This is a genomic window from Methylobacterium sp. WL64 (assembly GCF_008039945.1).
Taxonomy (GTDB): Bacteria; Pseudomonadota; Alphaproteobacteria; order Rhizobiales; family Beijerinckiaceae; genus Methylobacterium.
Genome location: NZ_VRVA01000200.1, coordinates 1 through 5,989, shown reverse-complemented (window position 1 = coordinate 5,989; position 5,989 = coordinate 1). Strand labels below are relative to the sequence as shown.

Genomic DNA, 5,989 nt, shown 5'->3' with positions numbered 1-5,989 from the left:
CCGTTCGGCATTCTCCAGGAGCTCGACCCGCATCACCCCGACCCGCCGACCTTAACGCCAGCATTAAGGTCAGGCTTCAGCGCAGAGCGCGATGCCCTCGACCGCGGCCCTCACCGGAGGCGTACACTGGAGAACGTCAGCGATCTGGTCCATGCCCGAAAGATCGCGCGGGCCAACCTCGACGCTGCAGTCGAAGCTTTCCTAGCCAATCCAAAGATTGGGGCATTCGAGCTGGCTCCCGGGCTCACTGTCGACCTCACGGCGGTCGTGAAAGCAGATCGTCACGTGACGGCTACCCTCAGAGAGCCAACAGCGAAGGACGGTAGCCGGCGTGCGGCAGTCAGATCCGCGCTTCTGCTTGCCCGTCCGATCGAGGTCTAAAGCCACCAGTGTCTCGGCCATGCGCCCACGACTTCTACGCCGATCAAAGGTGGAACGAACGCGCCGACGATCCGCTTTCCTGAACTATTCGAGGAACCAAGGAGAGCGCTGTGGACGATGATCGCGTGTGGTCGTTCGAAAAGAGCCTGTGGACGTGCGACGCAGATCACTACCGCGAGCTCGTTGACGAGGAATGCCTCATGGTCCTCCCACAGCCACCGTTCGTCCTCGGCGGGACGCAGGCGATCGAAGCAGTCGCGTCCACGCCGCGGTGGGCTAATATCGAGATCTCGAATGAGCGGATCAGCCGTCCGCAGGAAGGTCTCATCGTGATCGCCTATCAAGCGAAGGCGAGCCGAGACGGTGAGACCTACGAAGCTCATTGCACCTCGACCTACCGGCGACTTGAGCACGAGGTCTGGCGTGTTGTGCAGCATCAGCAGACGCCTCCGCTCATGACATCCCCCGCGGAAGTCAACAGCTGATTGGCGAGGAGGCCAGAACCAGGGTGCGGCTTCGGAAGCCCTAGGCGCACCCGTGACGCGCCAGCTCTGCGCTCTAGCTCTCTCGCCTACAGGTTGAGGGGAGCGCTGATGTCCCACAATCCCAGCCACGTTCAAGGTTATCGCGAGACCAAGGTTGCTAGAGCCGCAGAGATGCACGACTAGGCCAATCAGGTCTGGGCCGAAATCCAGAGGGAGCGACAGGCGATCGAAGAACGGACAGCGAAGCTGCGGGCGATGCGGCTGGTGCGGGATCCTGAAGCAGCGTCAATAATCCCCACCGACCATCTGAAGGCAGAGGGCTAACTGAAGTGAGTTTGAGCCGGGTCGCCACCGTTCTGTGTGTCGCGGTGGTGGCAGGTGCAACTACGGCGGTTCTCACGGACGAAGGTGTCAGCAACGCCCCCCTGAAGGTGCTGGGCGCGGAGCTTATAGCGAGCGGCCTCGTTGCGCTATTACACAGGGTATGAGCGATCTTGAACCGGATGCTATCCTCCTTCCATGCGCTACGCCCTTGCCGCACTCGCCTTCGTCGTCGCTGCTGGTGGGGCGCAGGCCGCTGAAGCGCTGCCGAAGTTCAAGCCTAACACTCTTTACCCTGATGCTCGGGCCTCGCTTCTGCAGCTTGGATGGCGGCCCGCGCTTGTGCCGGCATCGAGTAAGGTATGCGAGCGTCGCGAAGTTACCTGCGAAGCCTATCCGGAGGCCGAGACTTGCGCGCCATTCGGAGCCGCAGCGTGTTCGATGCTCTGGAAGCGTGGCGAGCAGCTCATCAGCGTCATGACGATCGGTGACAACGACATGCTGGTGCGGTCTGCGTCCTGCCGATCCGGCTGCTAGTCTCGACGAGCACAAAAAGCCTGCGGCTTTCCCCCGCCAGCCTGTAATTAGATCGGGCGGCGAGGCCGAGCCGGTCAGTCCTTGAAGATCCGAACCTCGCCCTCCGAGAGCGCCTCGCGCTGGTCGGCGCACCACTGCTGCTCGCCAACCTCTTTCACCTCAGCGTAGCGCCGCGCTAGTTCGTCCTTGAAGGCGGCATTCGCCTGTTCCTGGCCGAGAACCTTGGTGGCCACATCACGTGCGGTCTGAGAGATCCGCAGTGCGGTCGTTCCGTCGATCGCGTAGTGCTTGCCACAGAACGTGATGATGGCCGACTGCGCGCTGGAGGCCCGGAGTAGGGTCAGGGCCTGCTCCTCCTGGGTCTGAGCGTTGACAGGCACAGCGTACACACTGACGGCAAGGGCCAGAGCAACGTGGGCTCGGTAGTGCACGGGCATGTCTCTGGTGATCTACGGGGCAATAGCCGACCGGATCTCAGGTTTCCGGCCGATCCGCGTGGTGTCCATCGAGCAGACCGTGCCGGCGCGCGAGACCGTGCGGTGCGCTTCTTGAGAAATCCCAAGTCGATGGGCGTGTTACTCGATCCCCTTGCGCCCTGTCTTGCAGCGGTCCAAGCGCTCCGCCGGCGAACTGGTCCGAAGCTCATGGCGCGCCTGTTCAAGGTACTCCTGGCGCTCAAGCTCAGTCAGGCAGGCGACGCTGTGCCCGTGGCGGGCCTCTCGTTCGGTGAAACCGGCGTCCCAGGCCCGGTCATCGTGGTTCTTCTCGATGAAGGTGCGCTTAGCTCGCGCTAACACATCGGCTTCGGTGGGCTCGCTCATGGCTCGGCTCCCGTCCAGCCGGAAGCTTATAGGAATGGTGTGGCCCATGCGAAGTCGATGTGATGGCGGTCATGACGATTGTGCGGCGCAGGCCCATGCGCATTCCTATCCCTTGGCTCGGGCCCATGCCTCCGACAAGGCCTGGATCGCCTCATCTTTGGTTTGCACTTCGCCATCTAGAGGCTTCAGGTCAGTCTCAAAGCGCTGACATCCCGTGCAGGCCCAGAACCACGTATCAGCACTCGGCCCACCAAGGTTCATCATGACCCGTCCAACTTCCACGCCATCCTCAGCGGCAACGAAATCGTAGTGCGTATCTGGGGCTGTACGGGACCAAACAAGGGGCATGGTAAGCGTTACTGCGGACCGTCTGATGGCATCTATAGTGCAGGCAAAGTGCCAAGAAGGCCAAGTCCGCGACCGCCTGCATTGGTGACGCACTCGGGTCTGACGGGAATGTGAGTCGGCCAGTCGCAGTTCTGGCTCCTGTCCTGCTTGGCTACCAGGATGCGATCTCTGACCGACTTAGAACTAGCCATCCTTGGGGCGCTGACGGACCACCCTGTCAGCACCAGCGTGATCAAGTCCCGGGCTGGCGTACCGGTGAGCCAGCGCAACGGCCCGACACTGGCAGCTTGTCTGGAGCTGGAACGTCATGGCCTGGCAAGGAGTGTCGGCTCTGGATTGTCTCAGCGGTGGAGCCTCCCCAACATGGCTGACGCTCGACAAAGCATCTCAGCTTAGCAGGAGCTTACAGCCGGCCAAGCGGCCATCCTCACAATGGCAACGATCTATTAACCATCAATCGTCACGGTCGCTAGTAGCGATGGGCTGGGGTCTGAGCGTCGGCAGAGCAGGACCGCCTCCCCTGATGACACGGTGCGGCCTCGCCGGCGCAATCGCAACAAGCCCGCACCTGGATCACCAGGGCGGGCTTTTCTCGTTGACCCACATCAGACTGCGAAGCACCATGACGCGTCCTGTCGAGGGACACCCATCGGTCCGGTTCAGGCTCTTTAACCCCCAGAGCATGGGTCGAACCGGTGGGCCTCGTCTGGCCATCGGATGGCGGACTGCCTCGTGATCGAGGCGGGCAACCCACCTCCGTCCAAGTCCATTGCCGGGCTGTGAGGCCGCTATATCGCCTTGATTAGCCCCCTACCCCGAGAGGGCGCATAGGGTCCTATCCCTCCGCGCAATCCCGTGCCTTGGGCCATGATACGGAGGCTGAGATGGCGCTGGAACTCAAGACCGGCAAAGCGCAAAGCGTCACGCCCGAGGACTTCAACGAGCGGGTGAAGCGCCTGTTGGCGGACAAGCCGGAGCCCCGCAAGGCCGAGACGCGGGGCAAGAACTACAAGGGCAGCACGCCGTTCTCGAAGAGCTGAAGCGCTTCCTCGACGGCGTTCGCACCGGCCGGGCGGCCATATCATCACGGCTTGCCCGGCCTTACGCACCTTCCGACCGCTCCGCGACGGGGAGCCCACCAGATAGAACAGGCAGCGCTACAACGCTACAGCTCTGTTCTGCTACAATGCTGTAGCGCTATAGCGTTATCACATCGTCACGCCATCGGATCGTAGCACTTTCGCACTATCATGCTGTGCTGCTACAGCACGACAGCACTTGTGAGGGGACATGCGAACGATAACCCTGGTCACGCAGAAGGGCGGCGCCGGCAAGACGACGGTGGCTGCAAGCCTTGCGGTCGCGGCGGCAGAGGCAGGGGAGCGCGTCGTTGCCCTCGACCTCGACCCTCAAGGCTCGCTCGCGGCCTGGGGAGACAACCGGGCCGAGGACGCGCCTGCCGTCGACCGTCTCGGTCCTGATCGGTTGGCGGACCTTCCGCAGATCCTGGCAGCACTAGGCGAGCAAGGATTCACTCTGGCGGTTCTCGACACGGCCGGCGTCGCCTCCACCAGCGGCAACCTCGCCATGCAAGCGGCCGACTTGGCGCTGATCCCTGCTCGGCCGTCACGCCTCGACCTTCAGGCGACTATGCCGACGATCGAGACCCTGATGCGGCTCGGCATGCGGGACCGTTTCGCCTTCGTGCTGAACCAGTGCCCGGCCGGGCGATCGGCTCGAACCGTCGAGGCGGCCAGCGGGCTTGGGATGTTCGGCGTGCTGGCTGAGCCGTCCCTAACGCAGCGAGCGGACCACCAAGACGCGCTGGCGGCGGGGAAGGGCGTCACCGAGTATGCGCCCGAGGGCAAGGCGGCCGACGAGCTACGCGCGCTCTGGGCCTGGGCGGATCGCAAGATGAAGGCGAACAAGGCATGAGCAAGCGCCCGTCCCTAATCGGTGGCCTGACCCTGCCAGGATCCGAAGCCCGCGAGTCTGCCCCAGGAGCTGAGCGCGAAACTGCGCCCAGCGCTCCGGCCCCCTCCCCGGCCGCTCCCGCACCGAAGCCTGCGGGCCGTCGAGCCCGGCCGGACGTGGTGCATACCTCCGTATACCTGCCGAAGGAGGTGCATCGGCGGCTGCGCGAGATCGCATTCACCCGGGACGTGAAGGTGCACGACGTCATCATGGAAGGGATCGACGCCGCGCTGCAAAAACACGGGCACCCGTCCGCGGCTTCACTCAAGGGGAAGGGTGAAGTGTAGCGCGATAGCGGCGTGACGCTGCAGCGCTGTCCCGCTGTAATGTCACGATGCTTTAGCGCTATGACAGTGTCGCATTTTTATGCTGTAGCACTACAGCACGACGGCACTGCGGAGGGGCAGCGGTTCGGGCTAAGGTGCGAACGCAAGACAAGGTTCATTATCTTGCGTTGGAGCGAAAGAGCCCGCCATGATGGTCTTTGGTCCGCGGCAGACCGCCCCCGGTGAGCCGTGGCAGGCGAGCGTCAAAGGCATCGCCCGCAGTTTCCCGACCTTCGAGGGGGCGGAGGCCTGGATCGCAGCTTGCCGGGAGGCTGGGCATGTCGTCGACGGCCTCGGCACCCCGATCGCCCGGACAGTGGCTACAGCCTCTTGCTGATTACCGGGCCTTCGGCCCCACAGCTCGCTTTGGAGGATCACCATGGACATCGTCGTCACGCCGACTGGAACCGACGGCACCTCGTGGGGCCTGAAAGACCGGCTCGGCCGGTCGCTCGGCGCGATCGAGCAGGATGTCGGCGGTCTCTTCCAGATCGTGCCTGACCCCAACAGCAACCTGAAAAGCGTAACGCGCACGCACCCTACGCTCAGCGACGCGATGACGGCGATAGCCAGTCGCATGCAGGGCGAGTGCGCACTCGATAGCCAGGACTGGGGCTGAACAGATGTCTGGGCTCCCAGCGGTCATCGAGCCTGTTGAGGCCCTGCCACCCGCGCAGGCCGACGACGACGCGCAGATGGTACGGCTGTGGCTGTCTCGATCGTCAAGCCCGAACACCCGCCGGAACTATGAACGCGAGGCGCGGCGCTTCCTTGTCCATGTCGGCAAACCGCTCGG

At 63.5% G+C, this 5,989-nt stretch carries 9 protein-coding genes and 1 pseudogene; 8 read left to right on the top strand and 2 right to left on the bottom strand.

Translation table 11 applies throughout. The annotated features are described in order from the left end of the window. The 3 genes and pseudogenes from FV242_RS35235 to FV242_RS32285 form a co-directional block, all read left to right on the top strand. Nucleotides 1–381: pseudogene (locus tag FV242_RS35235) on the top strand (hypothetical protein); the annotation flags it as partial. Between the two features lie 110 nt (nt 382–491). Beyond that, nucleotides 492–866 carry a DUF4440 domain-containing protein gene (locus FV242_RS32290; protein ID WP_147941784.1) on the top strand — a complete coding sequence of 125 codons (375 nt, stop codon included), beginning with the start codon at nt 492–494 and terminating at the stop codon, nt 864–866. A gap of 519 nt (nt 867–1,385) precedes the next feature. After that, a complete protein-coding gene (locus FV242_RS32285) occupies nt 1,386–1,724 on the top strand; it encodes a hypothetical protein (RefSeq protein WP_147941783.1) in 339 nt (112 codons plus the stop codon). Between the two features lie 74 nt (nt 1,725–1,798). Here the strand turns inward: FV242_RS32285 and FV242_RS32280 are convergent, their stop codons facing one another. Then, nucleotides 1,799–2,161 carry a hypothetical protein gene (locus FV242_RS32280; RefSeq protein ID WP_246692988.1) on the bottom strand — a complete coding sequence of 121 codons (363 nt, stop codon included), beginning with the start codon at nt 2,159–2,161 and terminating at the stop codon, nt 1,799–1,801. A gap of 138 nt (nt 2,162–2,299) precedes the next feature. Then, nucleotides 2,300–2,545 carry a hypothetical protein gene (locus FV242_RS32275; RefSeq protein ID WP_147941782.1) on the bottom strand — a complete coding sequence of 82 codons (246 nt, stop codon included), beginning with the start codon at nt 2,543–2,545 and terminating at the stop codon, nt 2,300–2,302. A 1,232-nt stretch (nt 2,546–3,777) separates the two neighbouring features. Between FV242_RS32275 and FV242_RS35060 the strand changes: the two genes are divergently transcribed. From FV242_RS35060 to FV242_RS32260, 5 genes are all read left to right on the top strand, one after another. Beyond that, entirely contained in the window at nt 3,778–3,933 is a 156-nt protein-coding gene (locus FV242_RS35060) for a hypothetical protein (RefSeq protein WP_187278662.1), read from the top strand. 250 nt (nt 3,934–4,183) lie between these two features. Then, entirely contained in the window at nt 4,184–4,828 is a 645-nt protein-coding gene (locus FV242_RS32270) for an AAA family ATPase (protein ID WP_147941781.1), read from the top strand. Nucleotides 4,829–4,983: 155 nt separating this feature from the next. After that, nucleotides 4,984–5,154, top strand: a complete 171-nt coding sequence (locus FV242_RS35055) for a hypothetical protein (RefSeq protein WP_187278661.1) — start codon at nt 4,984–4,986, stop codon at nt 5,152–5,154. Between the two features lie 187 nt (nt 5,155–5,341). Then, nucleotides 5,342–5,530, top strand: coding sequence for a hypothetical protein (locus FV242_RS32265; RefSeq protein ID WP_147941780.1), 189 nt, complete (start codon nt 5,342–5,344; stop codon nt 5,528–5,530). A 42-nt stretch (nt 5,531–5,572) separates the two neighbouring features. Then, the gene (locus FV242_RS32260; RefSeq protein ID WP_147941779.1) at nt 5,573–5,812 is read left to right on the top strand and encodes a hypothetical protein; all 240 of its coding nucleotides are present in this window, start codon (nt 5,573–5,575) and stop codon (nt 5,810–5,812) included. The last annotated feature ends 177 nt before the right edge of the window (nt 5,813–5,989 follow it).